Source organism: Rhizobium sp. RU36D (genome assembly GCF_900176345.1).
In the GTDB taxonomy this organism is placed as follows: Bacteria; Pseudomonadota; Alphaproteobacteria; order Rhizobiales; family Rhizobiaceae; genus Allorhizobium.
Genome location: NZ_FWXU01000026.1, coordinates 45,921 through 72,428, shown reverse-complemented (window position 1 = coordinate 72,428; position 26,508 = coordinate 45,921). Strand labels below are relative to the sequence as shown.

The following is a 26,508-nucleotide window of genomic DNA, read 5'->3' as shown; positions in this document are numbered from 1 at the left end:
CGCCGTACTGTCGGACCCAAAGGCTGCACAAAAGACGGAGCCTCGGGATGAGCCGGTTCACAGAGACCACGAGCATGTCTTCTGGGGCATGTTTCCAGTGCTCTGAGCCACGGGAGGAGATCACGATGTCATATGCCTTTGGTGGTTCCGCATCGAAGCGGCCTCTGGTAAAATCCCGTCAGTTCAGCGTGAGCGACTGCCTTCATGTGACGTGTCTGGTCGCGTCTTTCGTGTTCGTCGCGGCAGCCGTCTTGTTGCTCTGATTGCGAGACGCAACGGGGCGTCACCTGGCGGGCGCCTCGACGTTTCGCTGATGCAGACCATGCGGTCTGGCGGTACTTGCATTCAGGTCCGGAGAAGCAAGCCATGGGGACAGTAACGCATCTGACCGAGCGATTGCGCACCGTTCCCACACGTATTGGGGCTGAAGACGAGGTGCTGGGTGTTGCCCAGCACTTGGCGAGCGCTGAGGTTTCTTGGGAAGACGTCGTCCAGTCGGGTGTCTTCGCAATTTCGATCCCGGTTGATTTTGGTGGGTTGGACGTATCGAATGCCGTCATGGCGGAAGCCGTGTCGATTATCGCGGCAGCGTCGCCCGAGCTTGGTGCCACTCTCGCCAGCCATTTTTCCACGCTGGAGGCCCTTCGCCACGCTGGAAGTGAAGAGCAGCGGCGTGCGATCTTCTCTCGTGTCGCCCGTGGGGAAAGTTTCAGCGGCCTGCTGTGCGCAGACGAGCCTCAGAGTGAATGGGCTCTTCGCTTGTCGGCGGAAGGAATCGGATATCGTCTGGATGGCGAGATTGTCAGCAACCATGCCCCGGAGGCGGACTGGCTGACCATTTTGCTGGGGGACGAACGGGGCCAGCCGAAATTCGTGCTGGTGTCACGTTCCGCACCGGATGGCGGTTTTGACGTCAGTGGGACAGATATCAGGCGATTGTCGTTCCAGCGATTTCACGTTGCGACAGATGCCGTGATGAACGCCAGCGCGGATGCCCGGCGGATGTCGGCAACCGTTGCAGACCTTCTTAAAGGTGCGTTGGCCCTTGGTCGCTTACGGCAAAATTTCTTGGCACTGCTCGAGCAAGGGCGTCGTCCAGGCACGGTTGCGCAACAAGACAGTCTTCGCGCCGTCAAGTCCGAAATCGGTCGGGTCTATGTGCATATGGAGACCCTGTCTGCGCTCGTTCAGCGCTGCGGCACCGAAATCGATATTGCGCAAGTGACACCTGGGGTTCACACGCTCAACCGAGCCGGTCAGGTCGCAAGGTCTCTGGCCATTGCCGCGACCCAGGGCTTGAAGCATGACGGTGGCAGCAGACATGACGAAGACGCGCTGGTCAAACTGGGATCAAGTTTGATCGAGCATCCGCCGTATCCGGTCCAGGTCAAGGGGAGTGATGGAAGCCCGTGAACTGTCTTGGCTTCGGTCGGAACCGCAATGGCGTTCAGCCGGCTTCCTTTTCGATCGCCACGATCTTGTCTGCCGTCTTGTCCATCACGAATTGCGCCAAGGTCATGTTGTCGAGGATCATGGCAATGGCATCGCGCACTTCCGTCATCGACCGGCGAACCTGACAGGTTTCGGGATCCTGACAGTCGTCACAGGCTTCGAAGGCGGTGCGGCTGGCACAGCGGATGGGGGCCAGGGGGCCGTCCAGCGTTCGGATGACCTGGCCGATCATGATTTCCGATGCCGGCTTGGACAGAGAATAGCCGCCATTGGGGCCTTTCTTCGATCTCAGGATGCCGGTATTGCGGAGTTCCAGAAGGATCGTGTCGAGGAACTTCTTCGGGATGTTGTTGCGGACAGCGATCTCGTTGACGAAGGCGGTTTCGCCGCTTTCCAGCCGCGCCAGATCGACCAGCGCCTTCAATCCATATTTGCCTTTGTTGGTCAGCATTCTCAATTCTCGTGTGGTGGCATCGAACAGGGCGCAGAAATGCGAATGATCACGCATCGGTCGATGCATGATCATATCTCCATAAACTAAATAGTTTTTGGCAAAATATGGCGCAAGTCTCGCCAAACGCGATTTTTTATCGATTTTCGCGTGGGGATGTCCTTATGCAACACCTACAAGGGTGAGTAGGTCAATCTATCAGGTCTGGACTGTCTTCAGGGTCTGTTCGCCCAGGGCACGAGGGCGCGTTCCAGCGCGCGGGCGGCCAGTTCCAGAGCGATGGCAATGATCGCGATGACACCGATTCCCGCGATGACGACGTCGGTTGCCAGAAACTGCGCGGCAGACTGGATCATGAAGCCCAGTCCCTGGCTTGCCGCGATCAGTTCGGCCGCAACCAGCGTCGACCATCCCGTTCCGAGCGCGATCCGGATGCCGGTTAGAATCGACGGCAATGCAGAGGGCAAAATGACCTGGGCCAGCAGTTGCATGTCGGTGGCACCGAAGGACCGGGCCGCGTTCAGGTGATCTTTCGACACGGCGCGTACGCCTGCTGACGTCGACAGCACGATCGCCGGCAGCATGGACAGGGCGATGACGGTTATCTTCGAGCCTTCGCCGATGCCAACCCAGATGATGATCAGCGGCAGGTAAGCCAGCGGTGGGAGCGGCCGCAGGAATTCGACAATCGGATCGAGGATGCCGCGACCGATCCTGCTGGTGCCGATCGCAAGGCCGGCGGGCACGCCGGTGAGGACGGACACGACAAGCCCACCAAGGATCCGCTGGAGACTGGCCGCCACGTGTTCGGCCAAGGTCGAATCGACAAAGCCGACGGTGACAAGCTGCCATGCCGCCTTGAGGACGACGGGCGGAGACGGCAAAAACACCGGAGACACCAGTTGATAGGCGGCGGCAAGCCACCAGAGCCCGATGATGGCGCCAATGGTCAGGCCGGAATAGACATGAACCGGTATCTGACCGAGGCGGAGGAAAGGCGACGCCGATCTGTCGGCATGCTCCTTGGGAAGTTCGGTCGAAAGGGTCATGCGGCGTCCTCCTTCGCATTCCTGTTGATGAGACCGGTGAGGCCGTCATGCATGCTCTTGTAGAGAGGGGATGACTTGATCTGGCCCGGTGACTCCCCCGCAAGCAGGCCGCTGGCAAAGTCCACATGGATGTCGGCAGCCAGCCGTCCCGGATCGGCCTCCAGCACGATGACGCGGGTTGCCAGCAAAAGCGCTTCCTCGATGCTGTGCGTGATCAGCAGGGCGCCTGCGCCGCTCTTCTTCCAGACATCGAGCAGGAAACCCTGCATTCGGCTGCGCGTCAGGGCGTCCAGAGCGCCCAGCGGCTCGTCCAGCAGCAGAAAGCGCGGGCTTGAGGCCAGCGCTCTGGCGATACCGACCCGTTGGCGCATGCCCCCGGACAGTTCCCAGATGCGCCTGTCGCCGGCGCCGGCCAGGCCGACCAGTTCAAGCAGTTCGTCGGCGCGTTCGCGGCGCTGCTGCGTGGCAATATGCCGGAGCTTGAGCGGAAAGGCGATATTGTCGCGGGCGTTCAGCCATGGATACAGGGCGTCATCCTGGAACACCACCGCCCGGTCGACACCCGGCCCCGTGACCGGCAGGTCGTCCACCGTGATCGTGCCTTCGGTCGGGGCGGTGAAACCGGTGGCCAGGTTGAGTAGGCTGGTCTTGCCGGAGCCGGAGCGGCCAATGACAACAACGAATTCACCGCTGGCAAGGCTGAGGTTGATCCGGTCCAGAACCAAGGGCGCCAGAGTCTTGGTGCGGCCTTGGTTCGGAGGATACCGCAGGGACACGCCGCGGAAGGACAATATGCTCATGGGATCGACCCTAGGTCTTGCTTCAAGGGAAATGGCCCGGTCTTGCGAACCGGGCCATCGGCAATCGGCCTGGGCAAGCCGATCAGAAAGCCAGCTTCGCGGCGTCCGTAACCCAGCGGGTCGAGACATAAGGCGCATAATTCGCAAGGGCTGCCGGGATCTTTCCTTGCTCCTTCAGGAAGGCCGCCGTCGCTGCAACCGCCTTGATGGTGCCGCCACCCAGGAGATCGGCCTTTGCCTGCTCCTCAAGCGTCGGGAAGATATAGCCCTTGAGCAGAGCGGGCACTTCGTCCTGCTTGGCGCCGGTCAATCGGGCGATCTTTTCGGCTTCTGCCGATGTCGGACCCCACGCTTCAGGATTGGCGCGATAGGCGGCGGTCGCATCGCCGGTCACCCGCACGAAGGCGGTGACGATGTCAGGATGCGCCTCTGCAAACTTCTTGCTGACGATCCAGGCGTCGAAGGTGGGGCCGCCCCACTCTGCGACGTCAGCCGAGGTGGCCAGGACCGAACCCGACTTCTTGATTTCGGCCAGGACCGGATCCCAGACATAGGCACCATCAATGTCGCCACGCGACCAGGCGGCCGCGATTTCCGGCGGACGCAGGTTCAGGATCTGCACGGTCTTCGGGTCGATGTTCCAATGCTTCAGTGCGGTCAGCAGGCTGTAATGCGCCGTGGAGACGAAGGGAGTGGCAATCTTCTTTCCGGCGAGGTCTTCCGGCTTGGAAATATCACGGACAGCCAGCGCCTCTGCTTCGCTGATCAGGCCGACAAGGGCGATCGTCTCGATGGGCAGTTCGCGGCTGGCAGCCGCGGCAAGCGGCGACGAGCCGACATAGCCGATATCGAGCGCGCCGGATGCGATAGCGGCAATCACGTCAGCGCCGCTATCGAATTTCTGCCAGTTGATCTTGGCGCCGGTCACTTTTTCATAGGTGCCGTCAGCTTGCGGCACGCGGGACGGCTCGACGATCGGCTGGTAGCCGATATTGAGCGAGACATCGGCGGCAGCCGACGGCCCGGCCTGGATCAAGGTCAAAAGTGCTGCCCCGGCGGCCAATGCGGCCAGGTTCCTGCGAGTCAACGTCATGGTGTGTCCCCTCCTTGGGATCCTCGGAAACAACAAAGTCTCCCGATGTACCAATGATGATGTAATTGATAGAATTAGTAGAGAAATTTCCGTCTCATTTTTGCAGGTAGCGGATCAGGAATTTCCGACCGTCTTTGTCTCTGGAGTTTTTTCCGCTCCGGCGCCCGGGCTTGCCGGGACCTGTCCCCGACAAGCCTACCGCTCGCCGCTGCGTGCCTTGCCGGACGCTACCGGTAGAAGCGCATCGTCCGGGAGGATCTTGCCGGGGTTCATGATCCCATGGGGGTCCATGGCCAGCTTGATGATCCGCATCAGGTCCACGGCCTGGCCATGCTCCTGCCGCATATAGGCGATCTTGCCGGTGCCGATGCCGTGCTCGCCGGTGCAGGTGCCACCCACGGACAAGGCCTTCTGCACCATTTTCTTGTTGATCGCAGCCACGGTCTCCAATTCGTCGGCCTGCGATGGATCGACCGCGAAGACCACATGATAGTTGCCGTCGCCGACATGGCCGAGAATGGCTGCGGGTATGGTGCACGTCTTTAACAGCTCGCGCGTGTGGCGGATGCAGCCCGCCAGCTCCGACACGGGCACGCAGACATCCGACGACCATCCCCTGGCGCCGTGGCGTTGCGAGACGACGGCGTAGAATGCGCTATGGCGTGCTTTCCACAGCCGGCTGCGCTCCTCCTGCGACGTCGCCCATTCAAAATCATTGCCGCCATTGTCGCGCACGATGCTTGCCACCAGGCGCACCTGTTCCTCGACCGCGGCGGGAGACCCGTGAAACTCGAAGGCAAGCGTGTTCTGCAGTTTCAGCGACAGGTGCGAATAGGCGTTGACGGCGGCGATCAGTCCGCGATCCATCAGTTCCATGCGTGCCACCGGGATGCCGAGCTGGACCACGGCAATGGCGGTATCGACCGCCTGGCCGACATCCGTGAAGGAGCAAAGTGCTGCGGCGGTGTGTTCGGGGATCCCCTGGAGGCGCAGGGTGACTTCGGTGATGATGCCGAGCGTTCCTTCCGATCCGACGAAAAGCCGCGTCAGGTCGTAGCCTGAAGAAGACTTGCGCGCGCGGCTGCCTGTCCTGATGATCTCGCCATTGGGCAACACGACAGTGAGGGACAGCACGTTGTCGCGCATGGTGCAGTAGCGCACCGCATTGGTGCCGGAGGCGCGCGTGGCAGCCATCCCTCCGATCGAGGCATTGGCGCCGGGATCGATCGGGAAGAACAGGCCGAGATCCCGGAGCCAGCCATTCAACTGCTCGCGCGTCACGCCGGCTTGCACCGTGCAGTCCAGATCTTCGGGGCTGACCCGCAGGATCTCGTTCATGCGCGAAAAATCCAACGAAATGCCGCCGTGAACCGCTGACAGGTGCCCTTCCAGGGAGGTGCCGGCGCCATAGGGGATGACCGGCACGCGATGGCGTGCGCAGAGCCGGACAATCTCCGCGGCCTCCTCGGTGCTCTTGATGAAGACCACGGCATCGGGAAGGCCAGCCGCATGATGCGACTCGCCCCGTCCATGTTGCTCCAACAGGGCGGGACTGGTGCTGAGGCGGTCGCCGAACCGGCTGCGCAGTTGGGATAGAAATTCCGGGTTCAGTCGGGTCATGAACGCGGCGCCCCAGTGGCAGGCCCCGTTTCCACCGGCGTCTCTCCCGGCAGCCCCCATTCCGACCAGGAGCCGTCATAGATGGCCACGTTGGTTTTTCCCAGAAGGTGCAATCCGAATGCCAGTGCGCCCGCGGTGACGCCCGATCCGCAGGTTGCCACGACCGGCCGCGCCAGATCGAGCCCCGCCGTCTCGAAGGCCTTGCGGATCGCCGATCCCGGTTTGACTTCACCGGTTTCAGGGCTGCTGATCTCCTGGAAGGGAAGGTTCAGGCTATGGGGTATGTGACCGGGACGCAGCCCCGGACGCACTTCGCTTTCCTCTCCGGCAAAACGGGCGGCGGAGCGGGTATCGATGAGTTGTTCGTCCGCCGTCGCCAGATTGCCCGCGACCTGCGCTTTGGAGCGGACCGCCGCGGCATTGAACCGGGCGCGAAACGTCGCTGGAACCACGGCCGGGATGTCGGCTGTCACTGGGCGTTGCTCTGCCAGCCACTTGCGCAGGCCGCCATCAAGGATCGCCACTTTGTCATGGCCGAATGTCCGGAGCGACCACCAGACCCGACCCGCCGACATCAGGCCCGCACCGTCATAGACCACGACGACACTGTCATTCGAAAGGCCGAGCCTGCCCGCGAGGCCTTCAAGGGCCTGTGTATCAGGCAGCATATGCGGCAGAGGGGAACTCGTATCCGCGATCTGGTCGATATCGAAGAAGCGCGCGCCGCGAATATGCCTTTGCTCATAGTCTGCGCGGGCCGTTGGCGTGACCCCTGGCAACTTGTAGGAGCCGTCGAGCAAAACGAGCGACTGCTCGCCGAGATGCTCTGCGAGCCAGGATGTCGAGACCAAAGGGCCGGGGAGGGTAAGTGTCATCAAGGTCTCCGATGTGGAAGAGGACCAGCTTGCGATCAAGCGGCATTGCTCGGCAGGGTCGTAAGCGTTGCCGAGGGCAATTCGGCGCGCGCCAGTAGGGTTTCGATAGATAGCGGTGACGAGAACGAACCCGCTTGCGCCGCTCGCCCCGCCAGTTCCTGCGCCGCCTGATTGTAGGGTGTCGCGATACCGTTGAGGCGTCCGAGCAGCACGATTTCGCCGTTGAGATAATCGACTTCACTCGAGGCGCCACGCTTGAAGCTCTGCCAGGTGGATTGCTGGCCGGGCTCAATGCCGCTGTTCTCGGCAATCCGCCAGTCGGCAATGCTGACCTTGCGTTCTGCCGGGGAGGCGAGTGTGTAGCCGGCTGCCGCAAGCACCGCCTTCGCCTCCTCGACGATCTCTGTGCTGATGGCGCCACGCAAGGTTTCCGGCCCCTGGAACAGCTCAATGACATTGCGGACGTTATGGGTGAGCTTGGCGGCCTTCCAGCGTCGGATATCGCTCGTCGTCTCCGCGATGTAATCAGCCCGGCTCAGATCCGCAGCCAGCCTGTCGGCAATGGCATCCGTGCCATGGGGATAGCGACCGATGGTAACGACGGCGACCTGGGGATGCCCGCCAACAACGACCTTGCCTGTTTCTGTATAGCGCGCCGGTGTCAGGATGCTGGCGCCATAGACATTCGGGAAGCTTCGGAGCGCTATTGCCTCTGCGGCAAGCCCGTTCTGGAAGGTCACGATCGGCAATTGCGAGACGGTTTCTCCGCGCTCGCCAAGAGGACGCCATGCCCAGGCGTCGAGGGCGAACGCGACATCCTGGGTCTTGACGGTCAGCAGCAGGACGTCGGCCGGTCCGAGCGCCGGCACATCAGCCGTATCGAAGGCCTTGAGCCGGATCTGCCGTGTTCCGGAGGGGCGCTGGTAGGTCAGACCGTGGTCGATGATGTGGCGGATCTGGGCGCCGCGACCGACCAGGGCGTAGTCTATGCCAGTCAACTCGAACTGGGCGGCGAGACTGGCGCCGACCGCGCCTGCGCCGATGATGATGTATCGTGTCATGTTTGGCTCCGTAACCGCGTCTGGCGAAGGCCGGCTTGCTCAGGCAACGCCGAGATTATGCCGCAGCGTTTCGTGCTGGTAATCGTTGTGGAAGATGCCGCGGCGCTGCAGCTCGGGGATCAGGTGATCCGTGATGGCGCTGAGACCGGGCTCGTATTTCAGCGAGAAGGCGAGGAAGTTGAAACCATCCGTCGCGCCGCGTTCGTATCGTTCCTGCAACTGATCGGCGACATTTTCGACCGAGCCGATCGGGAACCAATGGCCGGCACCGCTGGAATGGTAGATAATCAGGTCGCGGACCGTGCGGACCTTGCCGCTTTCGATCAGGTTGCGGAACACGCCGAAACGGGAGCGCCGCCCCTGCACCTCGGCCGTCTGGGGCAGTTCGTCGAGCGGAATGACCGCGTCGAGATCCAGGCCCTCAAAATCGATGCCGCCGAACTGGCCGGCGAGCGATTTGCGGCCTTCCTCAAAGTCGATCTCCTCCATGACATCCCGCCAGTAGCGCTGCGCCTCCGCATCGGAAGAGCCGATCACGGGGGCGACCCCGGGCAGGATCTTCAGGGAATCGGGCGAGCGTCCGAAGGCTTCCGCGCGTTTCTTGAAGTCCCGGTAGATCTGAACCGATGGCTCGACCTCCGTGAGGCCCGTCGTGAAGATGACATCGGCGATGCGCGCGCCCAGCTGACGGCCCTCGTCGGACGAGCCGGCCTGCGCCAAGATCGGGCGATCCTGGGGGCTGCGCGACACGTTGAGCGGGCCCTGCACCTGGAAATGCTTGCTGTTCCAGTCGATGCGGCGAACTTTGCGCGCATCCACCGCCTGCCGTCCGCGGTCGTCATAGCTCACGGCATCCGGCTCCCAGCTTTCCCAGAGAGCCTGGACCACGCCGGCAAATTCCTCGGCCACCGCATAGCGGTCGTCATGCGCGGGAAGCGGCTTGCCGAAGTTCTTCTCGCCGGCGGAGGATGTCACGAGGTTCCAGCCGGCCCGGCCACGGGAGATATGGTCGAGCGAGAGCACCTGCCGCGCCAGGTTATAGGGTTCGGTAAAGGAGGTGGAGATCGAGGCGATAAGCCCGATATGGGAGGTGCGCGTCGCCAGTGCGCTGAGCATGGTCACCGGTTCGAGGCCGGGTTTGGGCGCCGTATCGCTGGTCACCAACGCATCCGCCAGGAAGATGGTATGGATCTTCCCGCGCTCGGCCTGTTGCGCCTGCTCGATATAGGCGTCGATGTCCAGGAGATTGTCCGTTGGACCGTTCGTGCCGGGCTTCTTCGTCTGGCCGGTCCCGCCGAGCAGCAAGCCCAGCACCAGTCCCGGTCCGCGCTCGCTCTGGCGCTTTCCCCATGTGGTCGTCATGATATCTGTCCTTGAAAATGAAAGTCAGGCGGTGAGTTGTTGAAGCCCAAGCCGCGCGTCCGCTGAACTCACGCCGACCGCGTGAGCGGCTTGGAAAGGTCGATGATGGAGCTGGTCCCGCTCGGAAAGCGGGTGCACCTGGACATAGCCCTTGTAGGTGGAGATCTCGACATCCACCCCATAGACCCGCTTGATCAGTTCGGGAGAGTAGACATCGGCGGGCGCGCCCTGGGCGATCACTTCGCCCTGGTGCAGGAAGACCACACGGTCGGTGAAGCGGGCGGCCTGGTTCAGGTCATGGATGGCGATAACAGCGGCCACATTGTTTTTCCGGGTGATCTCGCGGGCAACGGACAGGGTCTGCCACTGGTAGCGAATATCCAGTGCACTGGTCGGCTCGTCGAGCAGCAGGATTTCCGGATCCTGGGCAATGGCACGTGCGATCAGGACGCGCTGGCCCTGGCCGCCGGAGAGTTCCGTCACAGACCGGTCCCTCAACTCATCAAGGCCGACGAGCCGCATGGCGTCCTCGACATGATCCCAGTCCTCTTCCCGCGGACGCGTGCCGAAATAGGGCGTGCGGCCGAGAAGCACGGCTTCCTTGATGTTGAGGCCAAAGGAGAGGCCAATGGACTGGGGCACATAGGCCACGATCTTCGCCAGGTCCCGGCGGGGCAGGCGGGCGAGATCGACATTGCCGTTCCAGGTGATGGTGCCGGCACTCTGCCGGTTGATGCCGGCGATCGTCTTGATGAGCGTTGATTTTCCCGAACCATTGGAGCCGAGCAGTCCGACCAGTTCACCTTTCCTGATTTCGAGGCTGGCGCCCTTGACGACGTTTCTTTTTCCGTAGCCGACGACGAGAGAGTCGATGTTGAGGGTCATTCGATCGCCTTTTGCCTTGTTAGGATGAGGTAGAGGAAGATGGGCGCGCCAACCAAGGCGTCGATGATGCCGAAGGGGATGACCCCGGGATGGACCACCAGCCGGCCCACGGCATCGGACATGACGAGGAGCAGCGCGCCGATCAGCGCCGAGAAGGTGATGAGGAAGCGGTGGTTCGCCCCGACCACAAGCCTCGCGATATGCGGTGCGACGAGACCGACAAAGCCGATGATGCCGGTAAAGGCGATGGTAACGGCCGTCAGCGTGGCGGCAATCGCGATGGATTCTAGCCGCACCCGTGAGACCGCCACACCGAGGCTTTTTGCGGAATCATCGCCGGCGAAGGCGATGGCGTTCAGCGCGCCGCTGCGATAGCGGATATAGGGGAATGCCAGCGCCAGCAGGGCAAACAGCACCAGCACCTGATACCAGGCGGAGTTGTTGACCGATCCCCAGGTCCAGCGGACGATGGCGGCCAGTATCTCATCTTCCGCGAAATACTGGATGCAGGCCGTCAGCGCACCGAAGAGCTGGGAGAGTGCGATGCCGACCAGTATCAGCGTCGTTGCATTGAGATGCCTCGCTGATGCCAGCGACAATACCAGCGCCGTGTTCAGGAACGAGAACAGCAATGCCCCGATGACCAGGGGAACAGAGGCACTGCCGGCCGTTGCGCCAAACAGCACGATTGCAAGGGATGCGCCGAAGGCGGCCGCCGGTGCAATGCCAAGCGTATAGGGGCTGACCAGGGGATTGCGGAGCAACCCCTGGAACAGGGTTCCAGCGACCGTGAGCGCGGCCCCGCCCAGGATCGCCAGGGCGATGCGCGGCACCCGAAGTTCCCAGATGATATTCTGGATCTGCAGGGTGGCGCGGTCCGGCGGGGCGGTCGATGTCAGCTTGGCCCAGAAGGTCTGGAACACATGGGCGAGCGTGGCGCCCGATGTTCCGATCTGGATCCCGATCACGGCAGCGACAAGCACTGCCACGAAACCGAGCCCGATCGCCACGTTCTGGTAGAGATAGCGGTCGCGGGGTCGCCGGATCGTGCCGGTTTCCTTGCCACGCTGGACGACCGCGTGAGGTTCAGTGTCGATCGAACTCATGATTTTCCTCGCAATGACGGTGAAGGAAACGGCTGCGTTCAGCCGTTCACCTTGTCGAGCTTGTGGAAATAGTCAGAGACCGGCCGGGCCTTCACACCCTGGGCTCAAGCCAGCGGGCGAAATAGGCATCGAGATCGACATCAGCGAGCTGTTCGGGATAGAGCCACTTAGCCACCGCGAGAGCCCCGACCTGCTTACCGAGCGCCGAGAAGAAGAAGTTGCTGAAGACATAGACATTGCCATCCTGCACAGCCTTGATCGCGTTCCAGCCGGGGCGGTCGGCAATGCGCTTGGACTGGTCGGCGAGTTGTTGCCTGTCCCAGGGCGCATAACCCGAGGCCTGTCCATCGATGCCGTTGTGGATGATGACGTCGGGATTGCGGGCGATGATTTCCACCGGATCGACCGTGTAGGTGTGCACCGAAGCGCTGCCATTGTTGGCGATGGCAATGTCGCCGAAGATGTTCTTGCCGCCACCGAGAACGATGGTGTCATGCCAACCCGAGCCGGGCACCGAGGTGACGAAGTCCGCATTGTTCTCGAAATAGACCGTCTTCGGCTCCACGCCCTTCAGCTTGTCGGCAAGGACCTTCTCGATGTCGTCGTAGAGCTGGGCAAGCTTGGCCGCGCCGTCCTCCGCACCGAAAATCTTGCCGACATTGGGCAGTTGGGCACGAAGCACCTTTGGGTCCCAGGTGCTGACGACCACCACCTCGATGCCGAACGGCTTCAGCTTCTCGACGGCATCCTGCCAGGGCGAGTTGCGCCGCGCAAAGAAGACCTCGGCCCCTGATGTCGCAATGGTTTCCCAGTTCGGGCCATTGAAATTGCCGGCGTTCGGCACGTTGGCGAATTCGGCGAAATACTCCTTGTTGGCAGGGTTCTTGGCGGTATCGACGGATTGGTCGACAGCCACGATGGTCTTGCCGGCGCCAATCGCTCGGACAATCTCCGTCTGGTACCAGAGGTCGGGATAGACCGCCTTGATCGGCACCTTGATCGGCACCTCCCGCCCGAGCTCATCGGTGATGGTGACCGTTTCGCGTGTATCTGCTTGCGCGTGGCTCGCCGAGACGGCCGGCCCGAACGGCAGCGGAAGACCCGTAGAATAACGCGCAGACAAGAAGATGGCGACCGCATAGCGGGGCATGCGGCTGGAGTTTCTTTTGACGTTTGGCATGGATGGTCCTTCCCTGGTTGTCCCCGCAAGCCTTTGCTCTCCTGGAAAGGCCCGGCGATGAAATTGACACTTCACGCAGGGTAGGGGTCGTGGACAGGCTTAGAAGGACAGGTCGTTCTTTTTCTATAAAAATAATAGAATATTATACCCTGGCGATTGAGGGGCTTCATTTTCATTTTTTGCCGGTGATGGCTTAAGTCCGTCCCGAAACCTATCTTATCGCTAGGAAACTGGTTGACTTGTACGCGGCGCCGTTGGACCGCCCACCGGGCGCTTGCGACCTATCAAGGGCAACGGCCTCGTGATAGATGAGGCATCGATGATCTCGAGGCCTGGCGCGCTTCTGATGCTTGTTTCCGCTGGTTGGCGTGCATGCGATTGCGGTGTACATGGCCACATCAGGCAGGGGTTAGTAGCAATCTGTCGCCCCAAGATGCAGCCGCCGAGGTCGAAACAGGCTGATCTGGAACAATATCGCGCTCAAGGAAGACGGAGACGGACGCATTGCAAGCCTCTGAACCAAACAAGAAAAACAGCTATTTCCAGGCTCCCGTCTTTGCCGTGGCACCCATGATCGACTGGACGGACAGGCATTGCCGCTATTTTCACAGGCAGCTGACGGGTCGGGCGCTGCTCTTCACCGAGATGATCGTTGCCGATGCGATCCTCCGGGGCAATCGCGATCGGTTGCTGGGATTTGACCCGGCCGAACATCCCGTTGCCTTGCAGCTTGGCGGGTCCGATCCGCAAAAGCTCGCCGAGGCGGTGCGGATTGCGGCTGACTACGGCTATGACGAGATCAATCTCAATGTCGGCTGTCCGTCCGACCGGGTGCAGTCCGGAATCTTCGGCGCCTGCCTGATGCGCGAGCCGGCTGTGGTGGCGGAGTGCGTGGCGGCTATGAAAGCGGTCGCGTCGGTGCCCGTGACAGTCAAATGCCGCATTGGCGTCGACGACCAGGATCCTGAGACGGTTCTGCCAGACTTCGTGGCGAGAATGGTCGCGGCCGGAGCCGATGCCATCTGGATCCATGCGCGAAAAGCCTGGCTGCAGGGGCTGAGCCCGAAGGAAAACCGCGAAATACCGCCGCTGGACTACGACCTGGTCTACAGGATCAAGCGGGCCAATCCCGGTCGGTTTATTGGGATCAACGGTGGCATCGAAACCCTCGACCAGGCCCTGCAACATCTTGATGTCATGGACGGGGTGATGCTTGGCCGCGCTGCCTATCACAATGCCACACTTCTGGCGGATGTGGATCACGCGCTCTACGGCGAGGTGGCCGAGGCGCCGGACTGGAATGCGGTGCGGGACGCGATGATGGAGCATGCCGCTCGGCATATCGCCGATGGTGGGCGGCTGGTGCATGTGACGCGGCACATGGTTGGCCTGTTTCAGGGCTTTGCCGGCGCCCGCCGTTACCGCCAGATCCTCTCCAGCGATGCCGCCCGCCCGGGTGCCGGTCCAGACGTCATTGCCGCCGCCTTCGCCGAGGTCGATCTCCCGGCTGGACCCAAGACACAGGTACCGGAAAAACTGACGGCCTGAAGACCTGCCGTGCGAGAAGCACGGTATCATGTGGATCGCAACCGGGGATGAAAGAAAACGGCGCCACTGGGGCGCCGTTTTCCTTTTCGTCTTATGTCACATTATCACGCCGGCAGGTCCCGGCGGTCGCCGATCAGGCGCGGATGTTGACGGCCTTCGGGCCCTTGCCCATGCGATCCGGCTCGGTGTCGAAGGTCACTTCCTGACCGTCGCGCAGCGTCTGGATGCCGGAGGCCTGCAGAGCCGAGATGTGAACGAACACATCCTTGGCGCCGCCTTCCGGCGTGATGAAGCCGAAGCCCTTGTCCTGGTTGAAGAATTTTACAGTGCCCTTGGTGGCCATGGGAGAAGTCCTTTTCCCTTAGTTTTTTGCATGATGTCCACAGCCGTTTTCGGCGGCGGACGTTTTTGCCTTTCCCTCCCAGGGAAAAGCCAGTCGAGAAGTCGCGATAACGGGGAAAAGACGTCTACCAGCGGGGGAAGGCCCCCAGGCCCGCGCGAACGCGGAGAATACAATCGGTCCAGTCTCCGGGATCAGTAGCACCCGAACGGCGGTATCCGTACATCATCGGGTGAAAAAGGCAAGGGCAAAATCCCGCAACCTTGTGCTGCACAGCTGCGCAAAGGCCTGAATCCATTGGGATTATGGGGGTGGGATTGGGTTGTATAATTCCTATTTCGGCCATGGACGAGGTTTTGGTCGGGATAGCCGGGCCGCCTCCACATTTTTGCCCTCTCGCCGTCTTGAAATGGCGTTTGGCCTTGCGGCTGCTTCGCCGGCAAGTCGGGGGCGGGGCTTGATGCGCCCTGCCGGAGCCGGTAGGTAACAGGCGGGGCGTGATTTGGACGAGGGGCTGGCGGCACCGGTGGCGGGTGTGCCAGGCCCGGCAAGCGAGGAAGTTTGAGGCTGTGATCGATCCCTATGCTATGCTCGGAGTGGCGCGCGACGCCGACGACGCGGCCATCAAGCAGGCCTATCGGCAGCAGGCCAAGGGCGCCCATCCCGACGGCGGTGGCGATGTCGACCGCTTTGCCCAGGTGACGGCCTGTTACGAATTGCTGAAGGACCCGATCCGGCGCAAGATCTATGACGATACCGGCTATGACCCGCAATTGGCGGACGCGACCGATCTCAAGGGGCTGATGCTCTTGGAGACCATGGTCAGCGACATGATCCTGGACGAGCGGGAGCCTGGCAGTTTCGATCCGGTGGCGGGCATCCGGCGCAAGTTGACGGACGACATCGTCAAGGCGCGCTTCCATATCCTGGAACTGGAGCGGCATCGCGCGCGGGTGCGCAAACATCTCGACCATATCGGCCGGCGGCCGGAGACGGATGTGCTGGGCTCGATGCTGAAGGCCCGCAGCCAGTCGATCGCCGATGCCATCAAGGCCGCGGAATCCCAGATCGGGGCGATCGAGCGCGCCTATACCATGCTGGAAGGCTATTCCTACGAGCTGATCGCGCCGGCCGGCGACACGGAAGAGGTTCCGAAGGCGGCGGAATAGGCGTCAGCGCCAGCCCGCCGGCGTCTGCGTCAGCGCAAAAAGGTCTCCCCGCCGCGCGTCGTGCCACCGGGGCCGTGCGGGGCGGGGAGGGTTCATCACTTCACCGGCTTCAGCGAGTCGATCATGGTGCCCAGTTCGACGGCGTGCTTTTCTTCGTCGCCCTTTGTGCCCCAATAGGTCAGGACCAGCAGGTTTTCGGCGCTAGCAGCGGCGATTGCCATGCCGATCGAGGCCGGACCGTCCTTGTCGGTGCCGTTCCATTCGAGGAAGGCGATGTCCATGCCGTTGAGCTTCTGGTCCTTGGATTCCTTGAGCGAGGCCGGATCGATGGTCACACCGTTATCGCTCAGGAACTTGATGGCATCGGTGATGACGGCGTCCGTGCTTTTCACGTCAGCGACGTCGATGAAGAAATAGATGGCGTCGTCCTCGGACGAAACCTCGATCCCGGTGTCGGTTTCCTTGCCGATCCAGCTTTCCGGCAGGGTGATCGAGGCGACGGGGGCGTCGCTCGGGAATTTCATCTCCCCGGCCTGAGCCGCGGTGAAAGACAGGATAGCGGCGGCGGCCGCGATGAGCAGGCGTTTCATTTGAACCTCCATGTGATGGTGTATTGCACCCGCGCAGACCATGGCAGAGTCCGTTAAATTTTGCTTGCTCATCGGCGATGCTACCAAAAATAATTCCATCTTCGACAAGGTGTTACGGGCGAGGGCGGAGGAGGGCGGGCGGCACGACCATGTCGCCCTCGAACTCAGGTGGCGGCGCCTTGGCGCGGGCGCGCAGGAAGGCATTGAAGGTCTTGCGACTCCAGTCCGGGCAGACGCAGCGCGCCACCTCCACGGCTGCATCCTCCAGGTCGCGCATGTCGGACCATTCGGAGGCATAGAGCTCGGTTTTCGCGCGGCCGAAATAGATGATCATGCTGGTCTTGTTGTGGATCGCCTCCACCAGGGCCCGCTGCTCGGCATTGAGGTTGCGCATGCAGCAGGGTTCGCCATTGCTTGGGAAATACCGCCGGCACCGTCCCATGCGGCGGCAGGACCGTCGGCGGCAGAGCATCTGCGGCACGGCGAGGAGCTCCAGAACCCGGGCGAGTGTCGTGGTGCAAAATTCATTTGTGTTTCTGGACATGATACCCCCTTGGCGATCTCTTGATGATTTCGAAGGTCGACCCAGGGTGATCCGGTGTCATCGACCTGACTTCGGACGGGGCGCTGAAAGCTGCCTCGTTTGATAGTAAAAAAGTGACACCTCTCAGCGCCCCGTTCGGCAGTTTCTGCCCGCGACTTCGGTCTCTCTGCGATGCGGTGGGAAAGGGTCGTGACCACCACCGGCATTGGCGCCGGCTTTGGTGTCACGCACGCCCTTGGATCTACGCTGCCGGCTTGCTTTCCGGTTCGGACGGTCAAGCCCTTACCGATCAGCGCGGCCATGACGGCCACCGGCAGCATCTTCCACCTGCGCCGCGCCTTTGGGTCATCAGACGCCTCGGTCGCGCGCGGCGCTTGCATCCTCCCATGCCGCACAGGCACACCCGGCGCGCTCTTGCGGGGTGGAGATGGCGGGCCGGTCCGATACCCCTCCATCACCCCCGCTGTCGCCGGAGGGAGACCATGTTCCGCGAACCCAGCCCGTGAGGTCTTGCGTCTTGCCCTCACGACCCGTGCCGGCCCCACCTCGCCGCAACGCCTTGCGGTGTATCCGAGAGCGGGACGGGAGAAGTGTGGCATGGGGGTTTGGGGGTGGGGATGATGGGGAGGGGGATTTTTGTCGCGATGGTGTTGAAGCTGAAGGGAAATCAGCGGCTTAGTGTGATTTAAGTTCGCGATATTTCCGGCGGCGGGACGACTTTGTGCCCGGCTTCCGACCCCCTCACCAACAAAATCTGAGGTTTAGCCTTTGGCTACGATAGTGCTTGCCTTCGCGCGACGACGCGCTCAGGCCTCCGTTCGCTGAAATCGATTCACTGGATCGATTTCTGGCCTTCGGCCACCGCTCCGAAGCCCCCATGTGGAAGAGGAAGAAAAATCAGCATTTAGCGCAAGCTAAGTGCTAGATTTTTCAGGTGAGGGGATCGACTCTGAATCAGCTCACGCCACCGCTTCGGCGGGCTGCGGCGCGGCAAGGGCCGTCAGGTGTTCGTCCCCCAGCGTGCGGGCGCGGTTGGGATAGGGCTGGCCGCTTTCGAGCCGCTGGCGGACGAATTCGAGATGGCCGCGGACATAGACGCAGTGCGGCTTGCCGCCGGCGCTGGTGATCGCCAGCGCGATGATCGACACCGCCTCCTCGAAGGCAACGATATAGAGCACCTGGGCCGGATTGATGAAAACATCCTGATTATGGGTGTTCTTGAAGCCGATCAGCGCCATCCATCCCTCTCGTCGTTCGGTCTCGTGCCGCGTGCTGGGACGCGGACAAGGCTTGGACGGATTTATGCACCGGAGATGGTGAAGGGAGGGTTACGGGGAGGAGGGGAATTTTTGGTGGGGGCTTAATGCGTCAACGCAACTGTTGTGGCGCCTGCTGATCCGTTTGTCGAGCCGGTGCACATCGTCCATAATGTGAGCCATAAGGATACGAAGACCCTACGTCCTTCTGAGTTTCCGCGGCGCGGCAGATGTCGCCATCACACTGTAACGAGATGTGAATACTGTGCCACTAACTCCCGGTACAATACACCCTAGAGTGGGGCGGCGCGCCCGTGTATGCGGATTGAAGCGGGCAGGATGTCACGTCCTCTTGCTTGCAGCCCACTTGTTCTCCAAGTCCCGCTACTGTCCAATTAGTCAGCGCCCCCTCAATTGTCCGAATATATTGTAACAATGGACGTCTAATTATGGTTGTGATCCGCAAAGTGTCACAATATTCTGGCCAAACGTTTTGCTGATGGGAGAGACTATATGCCTTATAGCGATTGGGGGTTTTCATCGTCCCCTTTCCAAACCAGTTCGCTGCCAGCATCGGAGCTCGGAGAAAAACTTCTTGTGGGAAGAGAGGGGGTACTCGCATCTTTAACCCGAAGAATAAAGGCGCCGAACAAAATGGCGACAGTGGAGGGGCTTAACGGAGTTGGCAAAACGAGCGTGGTCAACGTGGCCGCATACCAACTCTATCGGAAACATGCGGAAACTGGTGAAGGTCCTCTGTTCATACCGTGTAGAAAGATATTCCAACTGGATGCAAATAAGTCTGCTCAAGATTTTATTGACATGGTTCTTATGGAGGTTGCTCAGACGCTAATTGAGCGCCAAGAGGATGTCATGAGGCACGGTCAGTGGCTGAGAACAAATGAAATTGATCGTTGGCTGAATGCGCCTCAGCTAGTCTCAATGAGCGGTGGCATTTGGGTAATCAATGCGGGTTTGCAAAAGGAAACAAACACTGCTCTTGGCTTTGAAAAGAGCGGCTTTAGAAAGGCCGTCTCCACTTGGCTTGAAGCCGTATTTCCCGAGGAAGACGCTGGCGGCATTATCTGCGTTATCGATAATCTCGAACTTCTGCAATCTTCGGACGCGGCTAGGCAGGTTCTTGAGCAGCTACGAGACGAACTGTTTAACATACAGGGATTGCGGTGGGTTCTTTGCGGTGCGCTTGGAATCATATACGGCGTCGTTTCATCACCTCGTCTGGAGGGGTATCTCCAGCCACCGATTCAGATCGGCGAAATCGGCCCAGAGCATGCCCAAGAGCTTTTTGAAAGCCGCATATCAACCTATGCGAAGCCTGGACAAATTCCCTATGTTCCTATGGGTGAAACGGAATTTACAGAGCTTTATAGTGTACTAAAAGGCAACCTTCGAAGTATTCTGAATTACTGTGACAACTATTGCCAGTGGGTAGCTGACCGCGAAGCACCGATCACGCAAGATAAAAAGTCTGAACAATTTCGCATTTGGTTAAATGAGCAGGCGCTGGCTGCCTATGAGGCGGCTAAACAAGAACTTAGACCTCGCGCTATTGAAATATTCAAGCTCGGTTGTCAGAAAATCGTTTTTTCTCCGAGTGATCATCTAGAATTTGGTTGCAACAGTATTCCAGCGTTCCGTCCACATATCAAGGATCTTGAAAGTGTAGGTGTTTTGGTAAGCACACAAGATGACGGAGACAAAAGGCGAAAGACAATTCAAATCACTCCAAAAGGATGGCTAGTTAAGTATTATTTTGATAACGCCGCTTCTGAGTCCGCAGTCGTTTGAACCGAGCATTGCTGCCTTTCGGTCGCGGGGCAGTGCCTCGAGTAGTTGAAAGTGACTCTCGGGCACATCCCCGGTTGGCCAATCTTGCCTTTGGTGCGGCCTCTGCGCTTGGTGTCACCGATCGAACGGCGATCGATTAACTGGATTGATTGCTCCGGCTGACGCCGGACCTGTCTTCATCCTCGTAAGAAACGACGTCGGATTTGGCACGGACAATGAGTCTTGCGTCGTCGGCGAGTTTTGACCCTCTCACCAAGTTCGCCTCGCCAATCGGCTTCGCCTCTTGGGGCGCCATCACCCTCGCGCGGCGTCGCGCTCGGGCCTCCGTGGGCTGAAATCGACTTCTTCGATTTCTGGCCTTCGGCCAGCGCTTGGGAGCCCACAAGGGCAGAGGAGCTATAGCTGCAAGTGACCTGCCCCTCATCCCCGGCGCAACTTGTTGCGCCTGACATGCCGGCACCTTCTCCCCGCAGGCGGAGAGAAGGGACGCGTGGTTACCGCCCCGGTCTCCCCGTCTTGCCCTTTGTGCGGCCCTTGCGCTTGAGGTCGCTGGGGTCCTCGTAGGAGCCGGCGCCTGACTTGGCGCGGATGATGGGTCTGGGGTCGTCGGCGGGTTTTGACCCCCTCACCAAGTTCGCCTCGCCAATCGGCTTCGCCTCTTGGGGCGAACTATCCTCTCCCACAAGGGGAGAGGAGTGACCGTCACCGCCCCGGTCTGCCCGTCTTGCCCTTGGTGCGGCCCTTGCGCTTGACGTCGCTGGGGTCCTCGTAGGAGCCGGCGCCTGACTTGGCGCGGATGATGGGGCGGGGGTCGTCGGCGCCAGAGCGTGTGGTACCCCCCTCTGTCCTGCCGGCGTTCGTCGCTGCAATCGATTCACTGGATCGATTGCTCCGCTCTGCGGCACGCTCCTCACCCCCCTCAAGGGGGGAGATCGACTCGCGGTTGCCCGCATGCCGCGGCTTTTCCGGGAGTTTGCCGGGCACGGGTTTTTCCGTGCGGCCGACGGTCATTTCGTCCAGGTCGTTCTTGCGGAACAGGGATTTGCCTGACTTAGGCGACAGCGGGACTGCGCCTTCGGTGCCCGGGCCCATGTCGTCGAGGCTGGGTTTGGCGAAGAGGGAGGGAACACCCTCCCCTTGAGGGGGAGGGTCGGACCGAAGGGCCGGGGTGGGGTGAGCGGCGTCGGCAGTGTCACCCCCTCCCGCGCGTGCCGCGCGACCTCCCCCCTCAAGGGGGAGGTGGGTGGGTGCGGCGGCCTTGCCGGGTGGGTTACCCCCCTCTGGGCTGCCGCCGTTCGTCGCTGCAATCGATTCACTGGATCGATTGCTCCGCTCTGCGGAACGCTCCTCACCCCCCTCAAGGGGGGAGATCGACTCGCGGCCGCCGCTTCGTCTGCCATTGGCGCGGGTTGAGCCACCCTCGACATCCCGTGCTTCCTGCTTGGCGATCGGGTCGTCCATGGCGGCGAGTTCGACGGCCTTGAGGCGCTTGATTTCGTCGCGCAGGCGGGCGGCCTTTTCGAAATCGAGGTCGGCGGCGGCGTCGCGCATCGACTTTTCCAGCGCATTGAGATGGGCCTGGAGATTGTTGCCGACCAGGTGGCCGCCATCGGCAAAACCCTTGCCGCCGGCGCCCGAGATGTCGGCGCGGACATGGTCGCGCTCGTAGACGCTGTCGAGGATGTCGGAGATCCGGGCCTTGACCGATTCCGGCGTGATGCCGTGTTCGGTGTTGTAGGCCATCTGCTTTTCGCGGCGGCGCGAGGTCTCGTCCATGGCGCGCTGCATCGAGCCGGTGATCTGGTCGGCATAGAGGATGACCTTGCCGTCGACGTTTCGCGCGGCGCGGCCGATGGTCTGGATCAGGGACGTCTCCGAGCGCAAAAAACCTTCCTTGTCGGCATCGAGGATGGCGACGAAGCCGCATTCGGGAATGTCGAGGCCTTCGCGCAGAAGGTTGATGCCGACGAGCACGTCGAAGGCGCCGAGGCGCAGGTCGCGGATGATCTCGATGCGCTCCAGCGTGTCGATGTCACTGTGCATGTAGCGGACGCGCACGCCCTGTTCATGCAGGTATTCGGTGAGGTCCTCGGCCATGCGCTTGGTGAGCACGGTGACCAGCGTGCGGTAGCCCCGCTGCGCCGTATCGCGGATCTCGCCCAGCACGTCGTCCACCTGGGTTTTTGCCGAGCGCACTTCGACCGGCGGGTCGATGAGGCCGGTGGGACGGATGACCTGTTCGGCAAAGACGCCGCCGGCCTGCTCCATCTCCCAGTTGCCCGGGGTGGCCGAGACGGCGACGGTCTGGGGCCGCATGGCATCCCATTCCTCAAAACGCAGCGGCCGGTTGTCCATGCAGGACGGCAGGCGGAAGCCGTATTCGGCCAGCGTCGCCTTGCGGCGGAAGTCGCCGCGATACATGCCGCCGATCTGCGGGATCGTCACATGGCTTTCGTCGATGAAGATCAGGGCGTTGTCGGGGATGTATTCGAACAGCGTCGGCGGCGGCTCGCCGGGGCGGCGGCCGGTGAGATAGCGCGAATAGTTCTCGATGCCGGCGCAGGAACCGGTGGCCTCCAGCATTTCCACGTCGTAGCGGGTGCGCTGTTCCAGGCGCTGCGCCTCCAGCAGGCGGCCGGCGCGCTCCAGCTCGGCCAGGCGGCCCTTCAGCTCGTCCTTGATCGCCTTGATGGCGCCGTTCAGCGTCGGGCGTGGGGTGACATAGTGGCTGTTGGCATAGATCTTCACCGACTTCATGTCGCCGGTCTTCTTGCCGGTCAGCGGGTCGAACTCGGTGATGCTCTCGATCTCGTCGCCGAACATGGTGATGCGCCAGGCGGCATCCTCCAGGTGGGCGGGGAAGATCTCGATGGTATCGCCGCGCACGCGGAACGAGCCGCGGACGAAATTAATGTCCTGGCGCTTGTATTGCTGGGCCACGAGATCGGCCAGCAGCTGGCGCTGGTCGAGGCGGTCGCCGACTGTCATCTGGAAGGTCATGGCGGTATAGGTCTCGACCGAGCCGATACCGTAGATGCAGGAGACCGAGGCGACGATGATGCAGTCGTCGCGCTCCAGGATGGCGCGGGTGGCGGCATGGCGCATGCGGTCGATCTGCTCGTTGATCGACGATTCCTTCTCGATGAAGGTGTCGGACCGCGGCACATAGGCTTCCGGCTGGTAGTAGTCGTAGTAGGAGACGAAATATTCGACCGCGTTGTTCGGGAAGAAGTTCTTGAACTCGGAATAGAGCTGCGCCGCCAGCGTCTTGTTGGGCGCCAGGATCACGGCCGGGCGCTGGGTCGCCTCGATCACCTTGGCCATGGTGAAGGTCTTGCCCGAGCCGGTGACGCCGAGCAGGACCTGGCTGCGCTCGCCGGATTCCAGGCCCTCGACGAGGTCCTTGATCGCGGTGGGCTGATCGCCGGCGGGCTGGTAGTCGGAGACCATCTCGATCGCCACGCCGCCTTCGGATTTCTCCGGGCGGGCAGGACGGTGCGGCGTCCAGAGCTTGCCGTCCTTGAAAAGCGGATTGCCCGATTCGATCAGCGCCGAGAGCGCCTCGACCGTGGCCGTGACGCTGCCCGTCGCCATGGCCTGGGCTTCCTCCAGGCTGACATCCAGGCCAGCGACCGGGTTGAGACCGGCGGCGGCGCGGGTCTTGGGGTCGTTTGACGCACCGATCGACACGCCGCGCGAGGTTTTTTGGGAGGTGGTGTGTTTTGCGGTGGTTTTCTCCAGCGCCACCTTTTCGGCGTGGCGGCGGGCCTCGATCTCGATCTTCTTACGATGCTTGCCGGCCTTGGAGGCGATCTCGCGCTGGGTTTCGACCGTCGAGGCCTCCGCCTCGGCCTCCAACTGCTTCAGCCAGTCCGACACGGAGCCTTCATAGGGCGCCCCCTCCAGCGATGCCTGCGCGGCCTCTTCGAAACCTTGGGGAGCGGAGGATTTTTTCGGTGCTTTTGCCATGGCGGGAATATGGAGAAGGGTGCCGGGAAAGGGAAGGGGGTGGCCGGCAAAATCCGGAACAAAAACGCAACGACCTGGACTGAAGTCGCGATTTGCACCGCCCGTCCTACGGGCGGCCATTGCAAGCTTCGCGCGTGCTGCTACGCTTTACGCCGGCACGGGGCGTGCGGCAGGGGCGGATGGAAGCAAGTCTTGCGGGTATGGACGGAAGTACGGACGTCTCGGCCACCATGGCCGGCGTCCGCGCCGTTGAAGCGTATAACATCAGGCGCTTTGACCTGTTGCAACAGGCCAAACGATACCGATTGCCCATCCTCGCGATCTGGGGCGTTGCCGCGACGGCGGCCGTGGTCCTGATCTGGGACTATGACTGGCTTGTTTCTCTGGCGCTCGCTGTGGGCGGAACGCTTTTGGTGCGTCCCTTATTGGATTGGCCGCGACGGCAACTGCAGTGGCGTGTCCATTCGGCGCTGCTGCACGCAGTGCTCACCGGTATCGATGACGTCACCGTCGCTTACGGCCAGGAGCCGGAAAGCCTGTTTTGGATGCCTGGCAATTTGTTCGTAAAGCGCAACAGGATGACGTACCGTCTTGTCTTGACGGGTACATGCCAAGGCTTCTCCTTTACCATTGCGGAAGCCGATTTTGAAATCTGGGACGACGAGGCACTCATCACCGCCCTGTCCGCCATCATCGTGTGTTTTTCGCAGGTTTCGCCATTCCCGGGCGATTTTGCCGCCGTCGAGCCTCCGCCGGAGAAGCGTGTCTTCTGGTCGCGTCTACCGAAGGGCCTTTTCGAGTTGGAGAGCGCCGACGGACAGGGCATGCATAAGTTCCTGACTGATGTACCGGATGTCGCGACTGCCAGAATGCCGGGCATGATCTCTGCGTTGGAAACAATAAGGAAGGGATGGCCTGATGGCCTCGCACGGTTCGCGATTCGTCGGCAGCAAGGCTATCTGGTCTTGCCATCGGCCCCTGATCGGCTGAGGCTGCCCGATCTAGGCCAGGGGATCGACTACGACCTCGATGTCAAACCTCTCTTGGAGCACCTGCGCCATATCATCGCCCTCGCTAAGATCGCCAGCCGGGTATGACGGCGGCCTGCCAAAACCCGACGGTAGCAGGTCTCGATACCAGCGTCCGGGCCTGACACTGCCAATCTTTCACCCCGACGCCCATACCAAGAATTCTTCGAGGCAAAGCCTCGCATAGGTTCGCCTCCTAGGGCGGCGTGCGGGAAGGGGGTGGCCGGCAAAATCTGGAACAAAAACGCAACGACTTTGACTTGCTGCAACGGGTTTTGGTGGTATTCTCGGGTGTCGGCCGTGATGGGGAGATGCGGACCGGCGAGCCGGGAGGTGCTTTCGTGGCAGGCGGGGGGACGGAACGCGAGGAGCAGCGGGCAGAGCTTGCGATGCCCGGTCCAGAGGCGCTGGCGAAGATCCGGGCGGATATCGACCGCTACAATCTGGAACGGCCAGGCGTGGCGCGCGCGGCGATCCTGCGGACAGTGCTCTACATGGGCGGCTGGGCTGCGGTCTGTGTGCTTATCTTTTGGTTGGCTCAGCGCCAGGGAGCGGCGAGCAATGTGCTTGGCTATATCCTCGCTGGCGTTCTAATCTCTGGTTACTTCATCTACGATCTCTCACAATCCGCCCACAAGGCTTACCAGCAATCCCTGCGCGACCGGCTGTTGCCGGCGCTGTTCGGCTTCGTCGATGGCGTGATCTATCGGCACGGGCACAAGCCGCGGCAACTGGAACGCATGCCTGGCAACGACTTTGTCAGCCGAACCAAAACCACCCATGGCGACATGCTCGCCGGCACCTTCGACGGGCTTGATTTCACCCTGGGCGAGACGGAACTGGCCATCGGCTCTGGCAAGAACAGGACCGTGAGTTTCAAGGGGGTTATCGTCTATATCAACCAGGAAGAGGGTTTTCCCGGCCAGTTGCTGGCCGCCAAGCGACCGAACCGGTTTGCCAAAACCTTGCGCGACCTGTTCAGCAGCAGCCTGTTGCTGCCGGTGCAAAGCGGCGATCCGCAGATCGATGCCAGCCATGAATTCCGCACCGACAATCTCGAGGCCGCAAAGGCGCGGTTGCCGGATCTGGCGAAGGCACTCGACTATCTCGGGGATGTCTGGCGCGATGACGTGGTGCGGATCGCCATCCAGCACAAGGACAGCTTTCTCCTGGTGCCCTCGAACAAGGATTTCTTCGAGCTGCCGTCGATCCACACGCCGCTTGATTTCGACCGGCATGTGCAGCCGATGATCCGCGATCTCGTGGCCATGCTGGCGACGGCGCGGCTGGTCAGCAAGATTTGATCACGGCGGCCCTGCGG

At 61.5% G+C, this 26,508-nt stretch carries 22 protein-coding genes; 6 read left to right on the top strand and 16 right to left on the bottom strand.

The genetic code is table 11. The features are described from left to right. Window positions 1-366 precede the first annotated feature (366 nt). Window positions 367-1,413 carry an acyl-CoA dehydrogenase family protein gene (locus B9A97_RS24100; RefSeq protein WP_084368370.1) on the top strand — a complete coding sequence of 349 codons (1,047 nt, stop codon included), beginning with the start codon at window positions 367-369 and terminating at the stop codon, window positions 1,411-1,413. 34 nt (window positions 1,414-1,447) lie between these two features. On the opposite strand, the gene B9A97_RS24095 is transcribed toward B9A97_RS24100, so the two are convergent. The 11 genes from B9A97_RS24095 to B9A97_RS24045 form a co-directional block, all read right to left on the bottom strand. Then, window positions 1,448-1,903, bottom strand: a complete 456-nt coding sequence (locus tag B9A97_RS24095) for an RrF2 family transcriptional regulator (protein WP_084368390.1) — start codon at window positions 1,901-1,903, stop codon at window positions 1,448-1,450. A 215-nt stretch (window positions 1,904-2,118) separates the two neighbouring features. Next, on the bottom strand, window positions 2,119-2,952 hold the full coding sequence (locus B9A97_RS24090) for an ABC transporter permease subunit (RefSeq protein WP_084368369.1): 834 nt from the start codon (window positions 2,950-2,952) through the stop codon (window positions 2,119-2,121). Then, window positions 2,949-3,752, bottom strand: a complete 804-nt coding sequence (locus B9A97_RS24085; protein WP_084368368.1) for a taurine ABC transporter ATP-binding protein — start codon at window positions 3,750-3,752, stop codon at window positions 2,949-2,951. The genes B9A97_RS24090 and B9A97_RS24085 overlap by 4 nt, the downstream gene beginning before the upstream one ends. Before the next feature lie 82 nt (window positions 3,753-3,834). Beyond that, window positions 3,835-4,845, bottom strand: a complete 1,011-nt coding sequence (gene tauA, locus B9A97_RS24080; RefSeq protein WP_084368367.1) for a taurine ABC transporter substrate-binding protein — start codon at window positions 4,843-4,845, stop codon at window positions 3,835-3,837. Between the two features lie 195 nt (window positions 4,846-5,040). Next, window positions 5,041-6,465, bottom strand: a complete 1,425-nt coding sequence (locus tag B9A97_RS24075) for an FAD-binding oxidoreductase (RefSeq protein ID WP_084368366.1) — start codon at window positions 6,463-6,465, stop codon at window positions 5,041-5,043. After that, on the bottom strand, window positions 6,462-7,340 hold the full coding sequence (gene sseA, locus B9A97_RS24070) for a 3-mercaptopyruvate sulfurtransferase (protein WP_084368365.1): 879 nt from the start codon (window positions 7,338-7,340) through the stop codon (window positions 6,462-6,464). Before sseA ends, B9A97_RS24075 begins: the two co-directional genes overlap by 4 nt. A gap of 35 nt (window positions 7,341-7,375) precedes the next feature. Continuing rightward, entirely contained in the window at window positions 7,376-8,401 is a 1,026-nt protein-coding gene (locus B9A97_RS24065; RefSeq protein ID WP_084368364.1) for a ketopantoate reductase family protein, read from the bottom strand. 39 nt (window positions 8,402-8,440) lie between these two features. Further along, entirely contained in the window at window positions 8,441-9,763 is a 1,323-nt protein-coding gene (locus B9A97_RS24060; RefSeq protein ID WP_084368363.1) for an NtaA/DmoA family FMN-dependent monooxygenase, read from the bottom strand. A 24-nt stretch (window positions 9,764-9,787) separates the two neighbouring features. Further along, entirely contained in the window at window positions 9,788-10,648 is an 861-nt protein-coding gene (locus B9A97_RS24055; protein WP_084368362.1) for an ABC transporter ATP-binding protein, read from the bottom strand. Beyond that, a complete protein-coding gene (locus tag B9A97_RS24050; RefSeq protein ID WP_084368361.1) occupies window positions 10,645-11,754 on the bottom strand; it encodes a FecCD family ABC transporter permease in 1,110 nt (369 codons plus the stop codon). The genes B9A97_RS24055 and B9A97_RS24050 overlap by 4 nt, the downstream gene beginning before the upstream one ends. A 91-nt stretch (window positions 11,755-11,845) precedes the next feature. Then, window positions 11,846-12,934, bottom strand: coding sequence for an ABC transporter substrate-binding protein (locus B9A97_RS24045; RefSeq protein ID WP_244564346.1), 1,089 nt, complete (start codon window positions 12,932-12,934; stop codon window positions 11,846-11,848). Window positions 12,935-13,438: 504 nt separating this feature from the next. Here B9A97_RS24045 and dusA point away from each other — a divergent pair. Next, window positions 13,439-14,482: a tRNA dihydrouridine(20/20a) synthase DusA gene (gene dusA / locus B9A97_RS24040; RefSeq protein WP_084368360.1), complete on the top strand. Its 1,044-nt coding sequence runs from the start codon at window positions 13,439-13,441 to the stop codon at window positions 14,480-14,482. Window positions 14,483-14,615: 133 nt separating this feature from the next. On the opposite strand, the gene B9A97_RS24035 is transcribed toward dusA, so the two are convergent. Further along, window positions 14,616-14,825, bottom strand: a complete 210-nt coding sequence (locus B9A97_RS24035) for a cold-shock protein (RefSeq protein WP_084368359.1) — start codon at window positions 14,823-14,825, stop codon at window positions 14,616-14,618. A 584-nt stretch (window positions 14,826-15,409) separates the two neighbouring features. Here B9A97_RS24035 and B9A97_RS24030 point away from each other — a divergent pair. Continuing rightward, complete coding sequence (locus tag B9A97_RS24030) at window positions 15,410-15,991, top strand: J domain-containing protein (RefSeq protein ID WP_143530690.1); 582 nt, start codon at window positions 15,410-15,412, stop codon at window positions 15,989-15,991. A gap of 95 nt (window positions 15,992-16,086) precedes the next feature. Here B9A97_RS24030 and B9A97_RS24025 read toward each other — a convergent pair whose 3' ends face one another. The 3 genes from B9A97_RS24025 to B9A97_RS24015 all read right to left on the bottom strand — a co-directional run bounded on the left by B9A97_RS24025 (window position 16,087) and on the right by B9A97_RS24015 (window position 18,363). Further along, window positions 16,087-16,581 (bottom strand): histidine kinase, encoded by a 495-nt coding sequence (locus B9A97_RS24025; RefSeq protein ID WP_084368357.1) that lies wholly within the window; start codon window positions 16,579-16,581, stop codon window positions 16,087-16,089. A 112-nt stretch (window positions 16,582-16,693) separates the two neighbouring features. Next, the gene (locus B9A97_RS24020) at window positions 16,694-17,125 is read right to left on the bottom strand and encodes a hypothetical protein (protein ID WP_143530687.1); all 432 of its coding nucleotides are present in this window, start codon (window positions 17,123-17,125) and stop codon (window positions 16,694-16,696) included. Between the two features lie 959 nt (window positions 17,126-18,084). After that, the gene (locus tag B9A97_RS24015; protein WP_244564345.1) at window positions 18,085-18,363 is read right to left on the bottom strand and encodes a hypothetical protein; all 279 of its coding nucleotides are present in this window, start codon (window positions 18,361-18,363) and stop codon (window positions 18,085-18,087) included. A 531-nt stretch (window positions 18,364-18,894) separates the two neighbouring features. Between B9A97_RS24015 and B9A97_RS24010 the strand changes: the two genes are divergently transcribed. Further along, a complete protein-coding gene (locus tag B9A97_RS24010; protein WP_143530686.1) occupies window positions 18,895-20,190 on the top strand; it encodes a helix-turn-helix domain-containing protein in 1,296 nt (431 codons plus the stop codon). Between the two features lie 702 nt (window positions 20,191-20,892). On the opposite strand, the gene uvrB is transcribed toward B9A97_RS24010, so the two are convergent. Beyond that, window positions 20,893-24,159 (bottom strand): excinuclease ABC subunit UvrB, encoded by a 3,267-nt coding sequence (uvrB, locus tag B9A97_RS24005; protein ID WP_084368389.1) that lies wholly within the window; start codon window positions 24,157-24,159, stop codon window positions 20,893-20,895. A 179-nt stretch (window positions 24,160-24,338) separates the two neighbouring features. Here uvrB and B9A97_RS24000 point away from each other — a divergent pair, with 179 nt between their 5' ends. Together B9A97_RS24000 and B9A97_RS23995 are read left to right on the top strand one after the other, a co-directional pair. Then, window positions 24,339-25,256, top strand: a complete 918-nt coding sequence (locus B9A97_RS24000; protein ID WP_143530685.1) for a hypothetical protein — start codon at window positions 24,339-24,341, stop codon at window positions 25,254-25,256. 191 nt (window positions 25,257-25,447) lie between these two features. Continuing rightward, window positions 25,448-26,491: a hypothetical protein gene (locus B9A97_RS23995; protein ID WP_143530684.1), complete on the top strand. Its 1,044-nt coding sequence runs from the start codon at window positions 25,448-25,450 to the stop codon at window positions 26,489-26,491. The last annotated feature ends 17 nt before the right edge of the window (window positions 26,492-26,508 follow it).